This is a genomic window from Solibacillus sp. R5-41 (assembly GCF_002736105.1).
Taxonomy (GTDB): Bacteria; Bacillota; Bacilli; order Bacillales_A; family Planococcaceae; genus Solibacillus.
Genome location: NZ_CP024123.1, coordinates 2,745,015 through 2,762,061, shown reverse-complemented (window position 1 = coordinate 2,762,061; position 17,047 = coordinate 2,745,015). Strand labels below are relative to the sequence as shown.

17 protein-coding genes are annotated in these 17,047 nt (G+C 35.9%); 13 read left to right on the top strand and 4 right to left on the bottom strand.

Going from position 1 to position 17,047, the window contains the following annotated elements; all coding sequences use genetic code 11:
- Positions 1–49: 49 nt before the first annotated feature.
- Genes CSE16_RS13595 through CSE16_RS13585 form a run of 3 tightly spaced genes read right to left on the bottom strand, consistent with a single transcriptional unit; the run spans position 50 to position 2,736 of the window.
- Positions 50–697, bottom strand: a complete 648-nt coding sequence (locus tag CSE16_RS13595; protein WP_099424403.1) for a PepSY domain-containing protein — start codon at positions 695–697, stop codon at positions 50–52.
- On the bottom strand, positions 687–2,039 hold the full coding sequence (locus CSE16_RS13590) for a sensor histidine kinase (protein ID WP_099424402.1): 1,353 nt from the start codon (positions 2,037–2,039) through the stop codon (positions 687–689). The genes CSE16_RS13595 and CSE16_RS13590 overlap by 11 nt, the downstream gene beginning before the upstream one ends.
- The gene (locus CSE16_RS13585) at positions 2,029–2,736 is read right to left on the bottom strand and encodes a response regulator transcription factor (RefSeq protein ID WP_099424401.1); all 708 of its coding nucleotides are present in this window, start codon (positions 2,734–2,736) and stop codon (positions 2,029–2,031) included. The genes CSE16_RS13590 and CSE16_RS13585 overlap by 11 nt, the downstream gene beginning before the upstream one ends.
- A 171-nt stretch (positions 2,737–2,907) precedes the next feature.
- Between CSE16_RS13585 and CSE16_RS13580 the strand changes: the two genes are divergently transcribed.
- From CSE16_RS13580 to CSE16_RS13570, 3 genes are read left to right on the top strand one after another with little or no spacing between them, the layout of a single operon-like run.
- On the top strand, positions 2,908–3,231 hold the full coding sequence (locus CSE16_RS13580) for a PadR family transcriptional regulator (protein ID WP_099424400.1): 324 nt from the start codon (positions 2,908–2,910) through the stop codon (positions 3,229–3,231).
- Entirely contained in the window at positions 3,228–4,304 is a 1,077-nt protein-coding gene (locus CSE16_RS13575) for a DUF2812 domain-containing protein (RefSeq protein WP_099424399.1), read from the top strand. Before CSE16_RS13580 ends, CSE16_RS13575 begins: the two co-directional genes overlap by 4 nt.
- 21 nt (positions 4,305–4,325) lie before the next feature.
- The gene (locus CSE16_RS13570; RefSeq protein WP_099424398.1) at positions 4,326–4,592 is read left to right on the top strand and encodes a GmrSD restriction endonuclease domain-containing protein; all 267 of its coding nucleotides are present in this window, start codon (positions 4,326–4,328) and stop codon (positions 4,590–4,592) included.
- A gap of 269 nt (positions 4,593–4,861) precedes the next feature.
- Here the strand turns inward: CSE16_RS13570 and CSE16_RS13565 are convergent, their stop codons facing one another.
- Positions 4,862–6,157, bottom strand: coding sequence for a Na+/H+ antiporter NhaC family protein (locus CSE16_RS13565; protein ID WP_099425835.1), 1,296 nt, complete (start codon positions 6,155–6,157; stop codon positions 4,862–4,864).
- A gap of 946 nt (positions 6,158–7,103) precedes the next feature.
- Here CSE16_RS13565 and CSE16_RS13560 point away from each other — a divergent pair.
- The 10 genes from CSE16_RS13560 to CSE16_RS13510 all read left to right on the top strand — a co-directional run bounded on the left by CSE16_RS13560 (position 7,104) and on the right by CSE16_RS13510 (position 17,003).
- Complete coding sequence (locus tag CSE16_RS13560; protein ID WP_099424397.1) at positions 7,104–7,799, top strand: response regulator transcription factor; 696 nt, start codon at positions 7,104–7,106, stop codon at positions 7,797–7,799.
- Position 7,800: 1 nt separating this feature from the next.
- On the top strand, positions 7,801–8,736 hold the full coding sequence (locus CSE16_RS13555) for a HAMP domain-containing histidine kinase (protein WP_099424396.1): 936 nt from the start codon (positions 7,801–7,803) through the stop codon (positions 8,734–8,736).
- 169 nt (positions 8,737–8,905) lie between these two features.
- Positions 8,906–9,226: a PadR family transcriptional regulator gene (locus CSE16_RS13550; RefSeq protein ID WP_099424395.1), complete on the top strand. Its 321-nt coding sequence runs from the start codon at positions 8,906–8,908 to the stop codon at positions 9,224–9,226.
- Positions 9,223–9,792 carry an HAAS signaling domain-containing protein gene (locus tag CSE16_RS13545; RefSeq protein WP_099424394.1) on the top strand — a complete coding sequence of 190 codons (570 nt, stop codon included), beginning with the start codon at positions 9,223–9,225 and terminating at the stop codon, positions 9,790–9,792. Before CSE16_RS13550 ends, CSE16_RS13545 begins: the two co-directional genes overlap by 4 nt.
- Complete coding sequence (locus CSE16_RS13540; RefSeq protein WP_099424393.1) at positions 9,789–10,406, top strand: NDxxF motif lipoprotein; 618 nt, start codon at positions 9,789–9,791, stop codon at positions 10,404–10,406. Before CSE16_RS13545 ends, CSE16_RS13540 begins: the two co-directional genes overlap by 4 nt.
- 465 nt (positions 10,407–10,871) lie before the next feature.
- Entirely contained in the window at positions 10,872–11,795 is a 924-nt protein-coding gene (locus tag CSE16_RS13535; protein WP_099424392.1) for an ABC transporter ATP-binding protein, read from the top strand.
- The gene (locus tag CSE16_RS13530) at positions 11,788–12,492 is read left to right on the top strand and encodes an ABC transporter permease (protein ID WP_099424391.1); all 705 of its coding nucleotides are present in this window, start codon (positions 11,788–11,790) and stop codon (positions 12,490–12,492) included. The genes CSE16_RS13535 and CSE16_RS13530 overlap by 8 nt, the downstream gene beginning before the upstream one ends.
- Before the next feature lie 51 nt (positions 12,493–12,543).
- Positions 12,544–13,236, top strand: a complete 693-nt coding sequence (locus tag CSE16_RS13525) for an ABC transporter permease (RefSeq protein ID WP_099424390.1) — start codon at positions 12,544–12,546, stop codon at positions 13,234–13,236.
- 353 nt (positions 13,237–13,589) lie between these two features.
- On the top strand, positions 13,590–13,832 hold the full coding sequence (locus tag CSE16_RS13515) for a hypothetical protein (RefSeq protein WP_099424388.1): 243 nt from the start codon (positions 13,590–13,592) through the stop codon (positions 13,830–13,832).
- A gap of 165 nt (positions 13,833–13,997) precedes the next feature.
- The gene (locus CSE16_RS13510; RefSeq protein WP_099424387.1) at positions 13,998–17,003 is read left to right on the top strand and encodes an efflux RND transporter permease subunit; all 3,006 of its coding nucleotides are present in this window, start codon (positions 13,998–14,000) and stop codon (positions 17,001–17,003) included.
- Positions 17,004–17,047: the final 44 nt, after the last annotated feature.

Genomic DNA, 17,047 nt, shown 5'->3' with positions numbered 1-17,047 from the left:
GTGTGAATTTGGCATTCAATTCCAAGGAGAGGGCTACTACTAAAGTAAATTAATCCTCGTATTGAATCAATAAAATTTTACCTGTTACGGCGTGAACTTGCACGATGACTTCATCACGATCTTCATTTGTTGGTTCGACCTCAATAAAATAATAACCCCCATCCGATGTTGCATTATAATCGACGGACTCCACTTGCCCATTAATTTCTTTTAAAGCAATTGCTTTCGCCTGTGCCTCTGAAAGCAGTGGTTTGATTGTCTTTGGAGGTGTTTCCTTTTGTGTATTGTCACTAGGTTTTGCAGTATCACTAGGTTTTGTATTAGTAGTTGACTTAGTAGCGACATCTGGCTTTGTTGTATCATCAGTCTTCACATTAGTATTTGGTTTTCCGTTATCATCTTCTTTAACCGCTACATTTGGTTTATCCGCAATGAAAATCGCCTGCATATTCGACAGTTCACCATTGTACGGGTCGATTTGCACTTCGTATGTGGAACCGTTTTTTTCAAAGGATGCGAGATAATAATCATCCTTTTCAATGAACGATTGGACAGAGCCACGGTACACCTTTTCGACTTGGGCGGTCATCTGCTCTTTCGTTAAAGTTGCCGATGTTTGGAGCTGCTGCACGGCAAGCATAATAAAAATACCAATAAAAATAAATGAAATAATCGTCAAAATTTGTTTAATTTTCACTTGATGCACCTCGATTTAAAGGGAGTTGAATTTTAATCGTCGTACCTTGATCGAGCACGCTTTCGACTTCAATCGTTGCCTTTAACTGTTTCGCTATTTCCTGGGCAATAGAAAGGCCGATGCCCACACCACCCGTTTGTCGATTTCGGTCTTTCGTCACGCGATAAAATCGCTCGAAAAGATGGGGGATATCCTCTTTAGGAATGCCCTTGCCTTTATCTTGAATTTGTATTTCGATCAATTCGTTGACCCGCCCAATAATCGTAATTTCCTCATCACTATATTTTCGTGCATTATCTAAAAAGATAAATAACAGCTGCTTCAGTTTGGCTTCGTCCGTCCCAATGATGGCATCTGGAACGTCGACAATAATCGTCCGATGAAAGGCTTGTTGAAAGCTTTGTGCGATGTCTTTTATAAACGGTTGAAATGCGATAAATGACAGCTTTACTTTTGCTACTTCACTCGTTTTTGCTAATGCCAACATTTGCTCAATCATCTGCTTCATCATCGCTGTTTCATTGATGATGGCAGCAAGTGCTTCATTCGTTACCTCTGCATTTTCTGTACCGCGACGCTTTAATAAATTGGCGTAGCTTTCGATGACGGTCAGGGGTGTTTTTAATTCATGCGAGGCATTACCGATAAACTGCTGCTGTTTTTCATGATGTACTTCGAGTTGTGCCATTAAATGATTGTACGTGACGGTCATCATAGCGATTTCATCATGTGACTGCTTTTTTACAGCAATTTGCTCGTAGCTTGACTGCTGAATATTACGTTCCATCGTGGCTGTTAATTGTTGGACCGGTTTGACAATAAGTCGAATTAATAATTGACTTGCCAAATAAATAGGAATGAGTGCGATGAGCGTTATTAAAAGTAAAATTATTTTTAAACGATTTAAATTTTCCGTAATCGTCGGTACAGGCTGAATGAAGTTTGCCTCGACGACTTGCTGTGTCGGCCATATAAGTGGGAAATTCATCGCAATATGTGGAATGCCGTCGATTACTTTCATTGAGTAATACTCGTCCTTGCTCGTTGCAAATTCAATCTTTTTCGATGTCATTTGGATGTGTTTTAAATCTATACCTTTCTCATCTTTAACGATGATTGCGCCATTCGTCGGAAGATACGCCTGTAAAATGGTATTAATGTCATCCGTCGACTGTAGCGAACTGACCGTTGTCGAAAGCTCATACGCACGTTCCTGTAGCTGTTCTACTTCAGTCGCATACGCTAGCTCCTCATATAAAAAATAAATTCCTGTGAAGCTTCCAATCATAATAACAGTCGTCAACAATGTCGATAAAATATTGACCTTTGTATTAAGCTTCATTCGTAACGAGCTCCTTTAATACATAGCCGATGCCGCGAACGGTATGTAATAGGGGAGGAAGGTTTAAATTCACTTCGACTTTTTGACGTAAATAACGAACATACACATCCACAACATTCGTATCGCCATAATAGTCAAAGCCCCAAACCGAATTCAATAGCTGTTCGCGTGATTGAACGAGTTTTGGATGCTTGATAAAGTGTGTCAACAAATCAAATTCACGCGGGGTTAAGTCAATTTGATTGTTTTGACGCCAAACTTCACGCGTATTTTCATTTAATGTTAAGCCGGCAAATTGGTACGTATGAGTCGGTATTTCTGGAGCAACCGATTTAAGTGAAAACCGCAGTGCGACACGGATTCGGGCAAGTAATTCATCAAATTCAAACGGCTTCGTCATATAATCATTTGCCCCGTAATCAAGACCGGTTACTTTATCTTGAATTTCACCTTTCGCTGTAAGTAAAATGACCGGAATCGTTTCATTGTGCTTGCGGATGCGCTTCAACACCTCAAGCCCGTTTAATTCGGGCAACATAATATCTAATAAAATTAATTCAAAATTCCCTTCATGAAACGCCAATAAACCCGCTGTTCCAGTGTGTGCAATCGTTGTTTCATAGCCTTCAAAGCCAAGCTCTAATTGCAGTACGCGTGCAATTTGCTGTTCATCTTCAATAATTAAAATTTGCGTCATGTAAGCCACCTACTTATTTTGATCAATGAGAATGAATTACTCATTGACGTTTCATTTATCGTAATGGAAAGTACAGGTACATTGCAATGAAGAAGTGAAAAGTTATGGGGAATTATTGAATTAATGTGTCGCGCTGTGATACATTCGAGATACGACATAGAGGAGGGGCTTATGGATAAAGTGTTTAAAAAATATCATCCGATGACAGAAACGGCCTTTTATATTCTCTTTTCACTAACAGTGCCACGACACGGCTATGGAATAATTAAAAATATCGAAGCGCTCACGAATGGTCGGTTAAAGCTTGGATCGGGCACAATTTATGGAACGCTAATGAAGATGCAAAATGACGAGCTTATTGTCCTTTTTTCAGATGAAGAGCGTAAAACTATTTATGAAATCACAACATTAGGACAACAAATTTTACAGCAAGAAATGCGGCGAATTAAAGAAATACATGACCATATCATCCAATTTGAGGAGGGTAAGCAATGACAAGATGGCGACCATTTTGGAGTTACCGAATTGAAGAGACGGAACAGTGGCTTAGTGAAATGGCGAGCAAAGGGCAGCATTTTACACGGATAAATTATTTGAGTCAATTTGAGTTTGAACAAGGTGAAAAAAAGAAAAGTACGTATTTAATTGACTATGCTTCAGACACAGAGCGTTTAACACAGGCGAACTGGGAACTTGTTTGGCAGAGAAAGAAATGGACATTATTTACGTCCGAGCAAGCAACCATTTTTCCATCGAAAGAAAAAGCGTTTAAAAGATTTCGCACGCATTTTTTGGTTCTAGTATTCCTTTTATCATTCCTTATTCCATTTATTACATTGCCATTTTTGATGATGACTATTTTATGGGGTAGTGTTTCCTATCCTGTGATTTGGTTAGCAGTTATTGCTGTGCATGGCTTTCTATTCGGCTGTATATGGGTAGTTTATTCGTATTTCCGTAAAAAGGAGAAAAAATATCTTGGTTTGCCGATGAGCCAGCGGAGTAAAAAAGCGATACGGAAAATGCGCATTGGTTGGTTTTATCAGCCGTACTATACGAAAAAATGGCTCAATCAATTATTTGAAGAGGGCTTTGAATTAGAGCGCGCCTCGAATTTGTTTTTTTATTTTGTACCAAGGTCGTGTGAAAAAATAAGCTACGAAATATTGTATGAAAACTCGGTGAACAGCTCCTATTATCAACTTCACCAAGAGATGGGCTGGCAATTAAAGCATACATCGAATACATCGTATTGGAATAGCAGCATTTGGGCAATGCCATACAATGTGGTGGAGCCCGAACCTAAAATTACGTATGTATTTGAAGAAAGACTGCAAGGAATGAAGCGTAATTTGAAAATGTCGACAACGATTTTTGGGTTTTTATTCTTGGTAAATGGGTTTAACTTCCTCCTACAATTACAGATTAATGAATTGTTTCGACAATGGAATTTTTTGACGGTCTTAACCATTATCAATTTTGTGCTCAGTATTTATTGTGTCTACTTTTATTTCAAAGCGATTCAAGGCTACCGACTCGAGAAAAAAATGCTTTATATAGAAGTTTAGATCAATTACGCCTCGGCATAATTGCGTCCAGATTTTTTCGAGCTTGCTCGAAAAGCTCCCCTTAAAAATCAGTGTGCTTTTGGAAATTTAGCTTTGATTACAGTTTCCGGGAATTCTAAGTTTTCTAATTTACCACCAAGTGGAAAAATTAATTCGTATCCAAGTGTGATACAGCAAAGTCTTAAAATAAAAATCATGGAGAAGATGATGTTTTTACATGGTGGCAAATGGGATCAGAAGATTTCAGAAACACATAAGGATGAAATGTTTCGGGTCTTAGGTAACTAACTATCGTTTGATTATTCAAAGGATATATATTTATTAATAGGTGACTCTACTACATCTTAATTTTAATAGTTTTGTCCACCCTCAGCACTCAACACATTGCAAGGCTGTCGCGTGGTTGGAGTTAGTTTAATGTAATGAAAAATAGCTGTGCCGAAAATCCGATTTTCATTGGGAATTTCGTCACAGCTTTTTGAATTGTAGTTAATTGTCAGAATTGTTTTCGCGCCCGGTGCAAGTAATGCTAAAAATCGTAAATGCGAATAGTACATTTACGATTTTTGAATAGGTTTATTTTTAGTTTTCGGATAACCGATGAGGATGGCAATGACTCCGCAGACACCCACTAAAATGGAGTAATACGAATATTGCATGATTAAAATAGGGGAAATGCCGGCGACACTGGCAGCTGCTAAAAATTGTGCACCGTACGGAATAATACCTTGAACGACACATGAAAAAATGTCGATGATGCTTGCGGATTTACGTGGCTCAATATCGTATTGATCGGCAATTTTTTTTGCTAATGGCCCAGTAATCATAATTGCAATCGTATTATTGGCGGTTGAAAGGTCGGTTAAACCAACTAAACCTGCCATTGCAAATTGGGCATCCTTTTGCGACTTAATTTTACGCGTTGCGATATGTACGATAAAATCAATGCCGCCATTATGCTTTATGACCTCGACCATACCGGCAATTAACATTGCTAAAAACGCCATTTCAAACATATTGCTCATACCGTCACCAATTGCGCCGATAAATGTCATCACCTCATAACTACCATCAATTAAGCCAATAGTTCCAGCGAGGATGATCCCACTTGTTAATACTGTAAAGACATTTACTCCGATCAAAGCAAAAATAATGACGAATAAATAAGGAATCAATTTGTACCAATCAAAGCTAGCATGTGTCACTTGGGCTGTGGAATTCGGCGTTAAAAAGGCTAAAATAACACATGTGACAATTGCTGCTGGTAACACGATGAAAAAGTTAACTTTAAATTTGTCTTTCATTTCTGCCCCTTGTGAGCGTACCGATGCTATGGTTGTATCCGAAATAAATGATAAATTATCGCCAAACATAGCCCCACTAATAACAGTAGCCATTAATAGTGGTATTGAAAGTCCAGTTTGCTCACCAATCGCTAAACCTATTGGGGCGAGGGCAACGATCGTTCCAACTGAAGTGCCCATTGCTAAAGATATAAAACAGGCAATTATGAATAAGCCAATAACTAATAAGTTTTGTGGCAATATAGAGAGTGCAAAGTTTACCGTTGCTTCAATAGCGCCCATTCCTTTTGCGGTTTCCGAAAATGCGCCGGCAAGTAAGAAAATAATCACCATTAACATGACGTTCGAATCCCCGGCACCGGTCGTAAAGGTTTCAATTTTTTTTGTGATCGTTTCTTTGCGGTTCATGAAAAGGGCAACAGCGCTTGCAATCGAAATGGCAACCAATACAGGAAATGCATAAAAATCATTTAATACAATTCCTGAGCCAATAAACAAAATTAAAAATACAACAAATGGAATTAATGCCCACGGATTTCCTTTTTGCATTTCTTCCTCCTTTAAGTAGTGTGCATCAGTTAACATACAAATAAGAGCCTCTTCTAAAATTAAAAAGAAGAGGCACCACATATGCTAGAGTGCATTTTATTTATCGAGAAAATTTTTGTAGGGCTGAGCATGACCACTACTACTTCATTGCGAAGCGTTCATTATGCCCATCCCGCAATAATCGTGATAACAACAAATTCATCTTATGAAATAAATCTTAGAATATAAGAAAATTCGCGTTAAGTCAATTTGTTTGTTATTTCCGAATAATATAAAAATACAGTTCCTTTGGGGCTGAAAAAGAATTTGATAATTGTATGAGTTAAATTCACAATTTTAATCTCTTTTTGTATCAAGGACTTTCAAATAAAAAGCGTCCCCCGATATGGGAGGGGGCTTAAACACTGCGTTTCAAAATATGAAAGAACGGAGATTAGAGTCCCTCGAATTATTGAAGAAAACAATGGTGTAAATATTACACTTCCTCAAACATCTCAAGCTACCCCTGAAGAGACTATTTTAGAGTTTCTAAAAACCCATGATATGATAGGGAATTCGCAAGCGCGTGATCTAACTGGAGTCAGATCTGAATAGTAAACCCAGCAGCACCATTGTGTTGCCAAATACACTCTGCACATTGCGAAGCTGTCGCGTGGTTGGAATTCGTATTAAGAAAAAGAACGAATTTCCGATGGTGGAATTCGTTGTCCTTTGTTTTTCGGTGACTTGCAAATATTAACAAGTGACTTGCGATAAAACAGCCAATCACTTGCGGTGGGGATAGAAGCTACCATGGAAAAGTCATTCTGATTTCTTTCAGAAGTTCATGAAGCATAAGGTGGACTTTAATAAATACGAATATAGATTTTGGGTTTATTACCTAATTTTTACATAACATTTGTGTTGCGATATAATTAAGTATGTAAAAGTTAGGGGGGACGGGAGCATGCAATCTAAAATATTGCTTGTGGAAGATGATGTATCGATTCAAGAAATGGTAGAAACCTATTTAACAAAAGAGGGTTTTACTGTAGAGACAGCTGCTGATGGAGAGGCTGGTCTGAATAAATTTTGGCAAGGGTCGTTTGATTTAATCATTTTGGATATTATGATGCCGAAAATTGACGGCTTAGAAGTTGTGAAGTTGATTCGTGAAAAAAGTGCTATTCCTATTTTAATGATGTCTGCGAAAGATACAGATGTGGACAAGGCGATTGGATTAGGACTTGGAGCGGATGATTATATTTGCAAACCATTTTCGATGATTGAATTATCTGCGCGGGTGAAGGCAGGCATACGTCGTTCAACAAAATATTCAGCGCCATTAAAGAAACAGGACGACGTTATTCTAGTGGGAGATTTGAAAATCGATACAATCAATTATACGGCTTGGAAAAAAGACGAGGTCATTAAACTCACTTCCAAAGAGTTCGAGTTGTTAAAGCTGTTTTCGAAGAATTGCAACCGCGTATTTACGAAAGCTCAAATCTATCATTACATTTGGAATGAAGAATATTATGGAGATGAAAATGTCATTAATGTTCATATGAGAAGACTGAGAGAAAAAGTTGAGGATGATCCCTCAAACCCTAAGTATATTAAAACCTTATGGGGAATCGGATATAAGATGGAAGTGATATAGTATGGTTCCTTTTTTAATGACGCTCATTATCATCTTGGTAGGTGTAATTTTTTTTCAATATCGCGTGCAGAAAAGTAAAAGTGAGAATTTATATTATACATATGAAAAGCTGCAGGATATTGTAGAAAAGCAAACTGGCGAAAAATTATTAGTGTTTACGGATGATGCACAACTACAAAAGCTGTTAGTGGCCATTAATCTTTTATTAGAAGCTAAGCAAAGAACGCAGGCTGATTATTTAAAAGTAGAGATTTCAATGCGCAAGATGCTTGCAAATGTATCGCATGATTTAAAAACGCCGCTGACAGTTGTCCTTGGATATATGGAAATTTTGCATACAGATCACACACTGAGTGAGGAAGAAAGGCGAGCATTGCTAACAAAGGTGCAAACGAAAACAAATGAAGTCATAGAACTCATTCATAAGTTTTTTGACTTGGCAAAATTAGAATCTGGGGACAAAGAAATTGAGTTAACGAGAATCAATATGAATGAAATGTGTATGCAAAATATTTTAGCATTCTATGATTTACTTATAGCAAAAGGATTTTCGGTCCATATTGAAATACCAGAAAACCAATACTATGCACTAGGAAATGTAGAAGTGTTGAGTAGGGTGTTAAATAATTTAATCTCGAATGCCATTACATATGGGGATGATGGAAAAACACTTGGCATAACTTTAAGAAGTGATGAAAAGTATATCTATATTGATATATGGGATAAGGGAAAAGGCATTTCTGAGTCACATATCGACAAAGTATTTGAACGGATGTATACATTAGAAGATTCAAGAAATCGCTTATACCAAGGTAGTGGACTTGGATTGACAATTACGAAGCGGCTAGTTGAAGCACTAGATGGAGAAATCCATCTTTTTAGTAGACCCTATGAAAAAACAATTTTTACGATCATGTTAAAGAGGATACAGTTTTAGCTTGAAAAAGTATTATTCTACACTCAGTAGTATGGTTATACATTGAATATTATACAATATATGTTACTATTGTGTAACCATCTACTATATTTTATAGATTGGTACTGTTTAATGTTTGGTAGCATATATTGAATTATACATAACGATAGAGAATTGGGGTGAGTCTTCGTTGAATGTGCAATTTAAAAAAGGCGTTCTAGAACTATGCGTGCTTGTACTGCTTGATAAGAAGGATCGATATGGATATGAACTCGTCCAGAGGATTTCTGCTCAAATTGAAATATCAGAAGGTTCTGTCTATCCGTTATTAAGAAGATTAACAAGGGAAGAGTATTTTACAACATATTTAAAAGAATCCAATGAGGGTCCTCCAAGGAAATATTATAGGCTTACTGATAAAGGTCGTGCATACTTATATCATTTAGTAGACGAGTGGAAGGAATTCTCTGATGGAGTAAATCAATTAATTAAGGAGGCAGATTTCACATGAGTAAAAAACAATTTTTATTAATTTTAAAAAAGAATTTACGGAAGCTACCCAAAAATGAAAAAGAAGAAATCTTACAAGATTATGAGGAATATTTTATGATTGGTGTAGGGGAAGGGAAAATAGAAAGTCAGATTGTAGAATCCCTTGGTTCACCTAAACAAATAGCTAAAGAATTAAATGCTGTTTATGCTATTAAAAAGGTTGAAGAGAGAAAAAGCATTAAAAATATCTTTACGGCATTGTTTTCGATTATGGGATTAAGTGTAATTAATTGTATAATTATTACAGTGACTTTAATTATGCTGCTAATACTTATACCATTTACATTAGCTTATATCATTGGGGTCCCTATCATGATTCTATCTCCACTAATCTTAATAGTAATGGGATTTGTTAATGGATTTAGTACAATTGGAAGTGGAGAAATCTTCGAGTCCATTAAAGGGCTTAGTATAGGTTTTCTATTAGCATTCCTAGGGTATTATCTAGCAAAATTCTCTTCTATACTATTTATAAAATATTTGAGATGGAACATGTCAATTGTAAGGGGAGAGAAATTATTATGAGAAAATTGTTTTTTAGTTTTTTATTTCTGTTTATATTAAGCGCATGTTCACAGGGAGAAAATATTGACGCTATTGAGGATAAGGAAGAGGATGAAGTTCTTTCTTTACAGGATGTTAAGATTCCTGATGTTATTTTTACCTCTGAAAAACGAAATAGTGTAATTGCCGAAGAAGAAATAAAATTTAGCATAAAAACATATCTAGATAGTTCTGAAGTATTATCTAATGCTAGTGAACCATTTCAAGATTATATATATGAAGAAGAGGAATTAACTACAGAAGAACTAGTGAAATTAGACAAAATTATCAAACTTACAAAAGAAAATGATGAGAACTTTTCTAACTATATTTTAAATAATACATTTCCAGAAGGTTATCAAGAAGAGTCTGAAAGAATTAGCCAGTACATTACAACTTACAATGAAATTATTTCTGAACTAGATGATAACATAAGTAATTTTACAGATGACATAGCTAATGGGGTTTTTCCAAAAGTAAACATTGGATCAATGGTGGATAAATCTGAAGTGGTGAATGGAAGAGAACAGAAAAAAATAGAAGAATTTCTTGATAAGAAAAATATTAAGACAAAAGCATTTGGACGGGACGATTAAAAATAAAGAGTGTAATTTATTTGATCTTAAAAAAAGATGAAACATCGTTAGATTTAAATGTTTGAATGGAAATTATCAGTAGAAAAATGACAAAGCTTTTTGAATAATTAGATCCCCTAGTTATTCTATTATCGGACGCGATTATTGTAGATTAAAAGCCTAATTCCTCGCTAAAAAAGAGAGAGGAATTAGGCTTTATATTTTCATTATTTTAACATTACCCCATTTAACTTAAATGAGTTTAATACATGTGCTTAAAGTAAGGGTATTGATGTTAATGGATTTTTAATAATTTACTCTGGATACGTACCAACTTCTATAGCTTCTGAGAAGAATGTAGTTTTAGTCTTTTTTGTAAGAAAGCAAAGCGTAATTGATATGCTTAAGAAATTCGTAAGGAATGGGTAAGAAAAAAGAGAAAATCGTTTCGTACAATAAAAATACAGAGCGAAAGGGGAATGAAAAATGACCTATCTAATAAAAACAAATCAGCTTACGAAAGTGTTTGAAGGAAAAGAGGTTGTTTCTGGTGTCAATATGCATGTGAAGAAGGGGGAAATCTACGGATTTTTAGGGCCAAATGGTGCTGGTAAAACGACAATTATGAAAATGCTAACGAATTTAGTAAAACCGACGAGCGGTGAGATTGAAATTTTTGGGGAGCGATTAACGAAGTCATCATATGAAGTGCTCAAAAGAATGGGCATGATTATCGAATATCCTATTTTTTATGAAAAACTGACAGCGAAGGAAAACTTGGAGCTCCATTGTGAGTACATGGGCTATTATGACAAGGCGGGCATTGATCGTGCACTAGATCTTGTTAAATTGCACAATATCGATAACAAAAAAGTAAAAGACTTTTCACTTGGAATGAAACAACGCTTAGGTATTGCCAGAGCCATTACGACAAAACCAGAACTGTTAATTTTAGACGAACCCATCAATGGTTTAGATCCAATTGGTATTAAAGAATTACGAGAACTCTTTAAAATACTATGCAAAGAGTACGGTATTACTTTATTAGTTTCAAGCCATATTCTAGCTGAGATGGAACAAATGGCTGATACGATTGGTGTTATTCAAGATGGCAAGCTAATTAAAGAAGTTTCTATGAAAGATATCAATGGCAAACAGACCGAGTACATAGAGCTTAAGGTGCTAGATATCAAAAAAGCGACTTACATTTTAGACCATAAACTTGGTATTAAAAATTATAAAATCATGAATGAACACATGATTCGTATTTATGAACTGACAATTTCACAGCAAGAAATTTCGAAGGCGCTCATTATGAATGATATTGAGATTGAAAGCATCAATAAAAAGCATAACTCATTGGAGGAATTTTTCTTAAATTTAATGAACGGAGAGGGAATCCATGCTTAAACTGATGAGACTAGAATGGAAAAAACATCAATTATCTAGTTATTTTAAAGGAGTAGCCATCTGTATTGTATCCATTTTTGCAGCTATGTGTTTTATGACGTGGGTTTCTAAAGTAGAAGATGATTTGATATTTACAGATTATGCAGGATACATGGCTTTAACGGATATTTTTATAAGAATAACATTCACCATATTCTCAGCTGTCATTTTATCACGAGTAGTCATTGAAGAATATAAAAATAAAACGATTCAATTATTGTTTACATATCCGTTGCAACGAAAAAAATTAATGCAAGCTAAGCTTTTAATTGTCTTTTTGTTTTGTTTCTTCAGCATGATCATTACTACTTTTATCATCAGTATGTTCGTTTTCATCTTAAATCCAATGATAGGTTTCTTTGAAGTGCCTGTTAGTATGCCGGATATCATTGCTATAGTTCCTACTACTTTTATCAACTCATTTATGATCGCTGGCGTAAGTCTGATTCCTTTATATTTTGGTATGAGAAAAAAATCAACGCCTGCAACAATTACTTCAGCAATATTAATAGGATCCGTACTTAGCTCATCTTTTAATGATGGCAGTGTTCAGGTTAGTTTGTTCGACTTCATTGGTGTGCCAATTGCACTTTGTATGTTAGGCCTTGTAATTGCCTATCTTTCTTACCGTAAAATTGAGCAAATCGATGTGACATAATTATTTTGGGTTTGCTTAAAGCATATCGCTGAAAAGGGCGGAGGAAATTCTATGTTACAGCTAATAAAACTGGAAATGAAGAAATTTAATTTAGGTTGGTATGTAAAAGGCGCGCTTATCGCAACTATCATTTTGACAGCTCTTCTTTGTTTCGGTGTTTCTATTGCACTAAAAGAAAATGATTTACCCATGTTAGCTTACCAAGATGTATATGTATTGATTGGTGCCAACGTTAGGGCGATTTTTATTGTGTTTGCGTCTGTATTGATTGCGAAAATCGTTATTGAAGAATATAAAAACAAAACTATTTTGGTTTTATTCTCTTACCCTGTTAGTCGAAAGAAACTAATTGCTAGTAAATTGATGCTGATAACTTTGTTAACGTTCATCACCATGATGTTATCGAATACCATTGTTGCTGGTCTATTTTCTATTATTAATGCTTATTTTCCAATCGTGCCATTTGAAATCACAGGAAATCAATTTATAGGAGAGATCACAAACATAGTTCTATTTGCTATCGCTTCTGCCGGAATGAGCTTAATACCATTGTATTTTGGCATGCGCAATTATTCTGTTCCTGCGACAATTGGTTCATCACTCATCGTGGTGGCAATAGCCTGTTCCTATAACCCACCATTCTCATTGGTGACTTTCATTCCATTTCAGTTAGGGCTCGCAGCTGTAGGGGGAGCAATAGCGTACTTTACCATTCGAAATATTGAGAATGAGGATGCGATTTAATAAGAAGTATAGTTAATAAAAAAGCAGGTGTGAAACCATCTTTCGAACAAACTGCTAGAGAAAAATCGCTAATAATTTAGAAGTTTAATTGGAAATATGAGTTATAAGGAGAAAAATTGATATGCAAATAGAAAGTGTTTTTCAGATCCCTTCAATTAGTGCACAACTGTTTATAATTCTGTCAATAGTATCTATTACGATTGGAATATGCCTAACCGTATTTGGTTTTATAAGACAAAAACGATATAAAAAAAGTATGTTAGCGACAATCTGTATTGTATTCGGCCCTTTAGTTATTGTTTGCCATAGCATCCAAATTATTATAAGAATGCTTTAGAAGAGGAGATATTAAAATGCAACCATTTGTTGGTAAATTAAATGACACATTTGACAAAGTAAATAAGTTTTTTTGTGTAACTATTCAGCGACCCGAACCTAGTCAGAAGACAATACGAATGGGTTCATTAATTGGTATAGTGTTAGGATTGTTTATGTTAATTTTTGGCATTATTGGAGGGTTTAAGTGGGGTGCTATTGGTGGCTCATTAATGGCTTCATCTAATTTAGTGAATTTACTGTCAAAGAAGAAATCCTAAATAATACTTTTTTCAAAGCCGTAAGACTGATTTTCCGCATTTTTCCATGCTCGAAAAAATGGGAGTGGGTAAGTTGCAAGTATCTATTTTGGTGTAGAGCTAAAATAGGAAAAGATTTTTTTTATTCGGCACAAATGAAGTATAAAAGGGGAAGGGGATTTTTTTATGTCTTTGTTTACTAAGTGGTCCTTTAAGAATAAAGCGGCTATTACTTTAGTGACAGTTCTAGTTTTAGTATTAGGGGTTGTAAGTTATTTAAAATTACCAATGGAGTTTATGCCAACTGCCGATCAACCACAAGTAACGATTGTTGCAGTGGGGCAAGGGGTCGATTCTAATTCGATGGAGCAACAAGTCACAACACCAATTGAAATGGCAGTGGGTTCTGTAAAAGGAAAGTCAACTATTTTCTCTACAACAGGAGATGGGTTTTCAAAGATAGATATTTTCTTTGAATCAAAAACGAATATGAAAGAGGCCAAGCAGGAAGTGCAAGAAGCTCTTGCAACCGTGACACTCCCGAATAATGTTCAAAAGCCTTCGATTATTCAATTAAATACATCTATGATTCCAATCGCACAGGTTTCCATTACCTTCAAAGAAGAATTAACACGAAGCAACAGCGAATTTGCGAAGAAAAAGATTATTCCAATGTACAAAGATATTAAAGGTGTCGCGAACGTGCAAACCTTTGGTACAGAGAGTTCATATGTTTCTTTAGAGTTAGATACTAAGCTTCTTGCCGAAAAACAATTATCACTTGAAAACATAATGACAGCACTACAGGGGCAAAACCTTTCTGCAGCAGTCGGTGAAAAAACGATTGACGGGAAAGCAAGTAACATCAAAGTCGTTGGAAAGTTAAATTCGGTGAAAGACATTGAACAACTATCCATTGCTCCAGCTGTTAAACTGGCGGATGTTGCAAAAGTAAGCATTAAAAAGCCAAATACGACACTTACTCGTGTAAACGGTAAGGATGCCTTAATCCTTATTATGACAAAAGAAAGTAGTGCGAACGCAGTAAATGTAGGAAAAGAAATTGCAGAAGTAACAAAGAAAATAAATAAAAAATATAGTAACGCCCAAAGTGATTTGATAATGTCTACTGCAGATATGATTGAAAGTTCAGTGAATACGATGTTGAAGGAAGTATTATTGGGTGCACTATTTGCAACCATCGTCATTGTGCTATTTTTAAGGAACCTTCGTTCAACATTTATTACGATTGTCTCAATCCCCCTTTCTCTAGCCTTTACACTGTTTCTACTATGGATGTCAGGCATCACGTTAAACATTCTGACATTAGGTGGAGTAGCGGTAGCAGTTGGAAGGCTTGTTGATGATAGTATTGTCGTCATTGAGAATATTTTCCGCAAAATGCAAAAGGAGAAATTCTCAGTAAGTCTTGTTACTGAAGCGACGAAAGAAGTAGGAACAGCAATTTTAGCTTCTACATTAACAACTGTCGCCGTTTTCTTACCAATCGGATTAGTTAGTGGCGGTTTACAAGATTTCTTAATGCCATTCGCCTTAACCATCACGTATTCTTTACTTGCATCATTAATTGTGGCAGTTACCGTTGTGCCGCTGATGAGTTCAGCACTATTGAAAAATAGTAAACTCGCTGTGCATAAACCAGCATTACGTTTCTCACGTTTATTAACATGGACATTAAATCATAAGTGGGTTGTATACCTCCTTGCTATATTAATGTTTGTAGGTTCAATTGGCACGTATGTTGCTATGCCGAAAGGAGCAGTTGACAAATCAACAGCTGATTTCGTGAACGTTTCTCTAGAGTACCCAAATGATACACCTATTGAAAAAGTAATAGAAAATACTCTTCGCCTCGAAGAATTCATTCATTCACGAGATGAAGTGGAATTTGAATACACACAGCTTGGTAATACGGAAGGTGGAGCGAGTTTTGGAAGTGTTGCTTCTCCTACGCTAGCGACATTTGTGGTGATGTTAAAGGATAAGAAAGACACTGAACATATCATTGAACTACTTGAAAAGCAAAAGAAAGAATATGAGGGTGCAGTACTAACTGTAAACACTGCTTCCTTTATGTCAGGTTCGTCTACCGATATTACAATCGATGTCATGGGTGACGATTTAACAAAGATTGAAAAAACAGCAGTAAACGTAAAGGGAAAAATCGAGGGAATAAAAGGTGTTGAAAAGGTAACGACCAATCAGGATGCCAAAAAAATGGTTTACTCATTTGAAGTGAATGCTGCTGAAGGAAGTGCAATGCAAATTTCTCAGCAATTAGGTATTTATCTAAATCGAACTCCTATGGGTATGGCAACTATTGATTCACAGCCTATATCAATCATGCTAGAGCCTCTTGTGAACCCAGAAACGAAAAAGGACTTAAATAATATGTTAGTGGCTACACCTACAGGGATGGAGCCGATCTCCAAGGTAGCTACATTAAAAGAGGAAGAGAAACCATCAAATGTATTCCATAAAGATGGCGATTCATATGTACGTATTACGGTTACAGTTGACCCAGAAAAACTATCTAAGGTCAATGCAGAAATCACAAAAGCAATTTTTGGTGAGAAAGATACAAAGGGAATGAAAATTTCAGATGGGGTGAATGTGTATATTGGTGGTGCAAGTGCTCAACAAGCAGACGATTTTTCTGATTTATTTATCACCATGCTTGTGTCGATTGGCATTGTATTCTTAATTATGGTTGTTACCTTTAAGACATTCCGTGCCCCAATTGCAATATTATGTTCACTGCCATTAGCAGCAATTGGCGCCATTCTTGGTCTATTAATAAGTGGTATTACTGTAGATGTAACGGCATTACTTGGTGCCTTAATGTTAATCGGTATTGTCGTGACAAATGCGATTGTATTGTTAGACCGTGTCAAACAAAATGAACAAACAATGATCATACGCGATGCGCTTGTAGAAGCGGCAGCAACAAGAATGCGTCCAATCTTGATGACAGCTATGGCAACTGTTAGCGCGATGATTCCGTTATTATTTAAAAAGGCAGAGTCTACGAGTTTAGTATCAAGTAGTCTTGCAGTTGTGGTAATAGGCGGATTAACAATGGCGACATTATTGACACTTGTGGTTATTCCAGTCGTATACGAATCTCTTCATTTCCGAAAAGCAAAGAAACAGCTAAGAGAAAAAGTGTAGTTTTTTATTTGCATATTATTAGTGAGTGTAGGTACTTAGAATTG